Annotated in this window: 1 protein-coding gene; it reads left to right on the top strand. The window is 72.7% G+C overall.

The window, feature by feature from the left end; genetic code table 11:
* The coding region (locus FUT87_RS24275; protein WP_310735323.1) for a pseudouridine synthase at positions 1 to 1657 on the top strand (1657 nt) is incomplete at its 5' end.
* Between the last annotated feature and the right edge of the window lie 7 nt (positions 1658 to 1664).

Below are 1664 nucleotides of genomic sequence, written 5' to 3'. Positions count from 1 at the left end.
GCCGGTCGCGACCGTCGAGGTGTCGCCGGCACCGGTGTCGCCGGTCGCGGAAGCGGTCGGTGAGCTGGTGTCGCCCGAGACGCGCGGCGCCGGCCCCGTGGGCGGTGACGCCGCCGATGGCGACGCGGGTGGCGATCGTGAAGGGCGTGGCCGCAACCGCCGCCGTCGTGGTCGCGATCGTGATCGCGAGCCCCGCGAGGGTCAGCAGGCGCAGGCCCAGGAGTCCGGCCAGCGCCCCGCGCGCGCGCCGCAAGGCGAGGGCGCTGAAGGTGCCGCCGATCCGGTCGACGACGCCCAGCTGCAGGCCGAGGCCCAGGCGCGCTTCGACGCGCTGGTGTCCGGTGCCTTCGACGCGGATGTCGAAGGTGACGGCGACGTGGCGGAGACGGGCGCGGCGGAAGTCGAGGCCTCCGCCGACGAGGGCGAGACCGGCACCGACGGCCAGCCCGGCAAGCGCGTGCTCGCGCCCGATGCCGATGCGCCCAAGCTGCAGAAGGTGCTGGCGCAGGCAGGCGTCGGCTCCCGGCGCGACATCGAGGACATGATCGCCAAGGGCCAGATCACGGTGAATGGCGAGGTCGCCCATGTCGGCCAGCGCATCTCCTACGGCGACCGCGTCGCGGTGGCCGGCAAGCCGATCAAGGTCCGCATCGCCCCCGTGGCGCCGCGCATCCTGGCGTACCACAAGCCGGTCGGCGAGGTCGTCACCTTCAACGACCCCGAGGGCCGTCCCACCGTCTTCCGCAACCTGCCGCGCCTGCCGCAGGGCAAGTGGCAGTCGGTCGGCCGCCTGGACCTGAACACCGAAGGCCTGCTGCTGTTCACCAACTCCGGCGAACTGGCCAACCAGCTGATGCACCCGCGCTTCGGCGTCGAGCGCGAGTACGCGGTGCGCGTGCTGGGCTCGCTGAGCAAGGAGCAGAAGGACAAGCTGCTGACCGGCGTCGACGTCGACGGTCAGCAGGCCAGCTTCAAGAGCATCGAGGACGGCGGCGGCGAAGGCGTGAACCGCTGGTATCGCGTCGTCATCACCGAAGGCCGCAACCGCGAGGTCCGCAAGCTGTTCGAGAGCGTCGGCCTGGCCGTCAGCCGCCTGATCCGCATCCGCTACGGCACCGTCGTGCTGCCGCGCGGCCTGCGCCGCGGCGTCTACATCGAACTGGGCGACGCCGATGTCCGCGTCATCCGCCAGCTGGCCGGCAACGAGCCGCGCCCGCCGCGCAACAACGACCGCGCCGAGCGTCGCGACAAGCGCCGCAGCGGCAACAGCGGCGGTCCGCGCCCGAGCCGTCCGGAGCCCTCGCGCCAGGAGCAGCGCGGCGAACAGCGCGCCCACCAGCCGCAGCGCCCGCAGCAACAGCAGCAGGAGCGCGAACGCGATCGCCGGCCCCGCAACGAGGACGATGACGACTTCATCCCGAAGCACATCAATCCGCTGGAGCAGACCTTCGACCGTCGCTTCGCCACCGGCAGCAAGCGCATCCCGCAAGGCTTCGGCAAGGGCGGCAGCGATGCGGGCGACCATGGCCGCGGCGGCAACCAGCGCGGCCCGGGCGGCGAGCGCATTCCGGATCCGATGAAGACCTCGATGGGCTACATCGGCGCCGACGCCTTCATCAACCGGGGCGGCAATCGCGGCGGCCGCGGTCGCCGCTGAGCGGGTC

This window comes from Mitsuaria sp. TWR114 (genome assembly GCF_007997345.1).
This window is presented reverse-complemented; position numbering and strand designations above follow the sequence as displayed.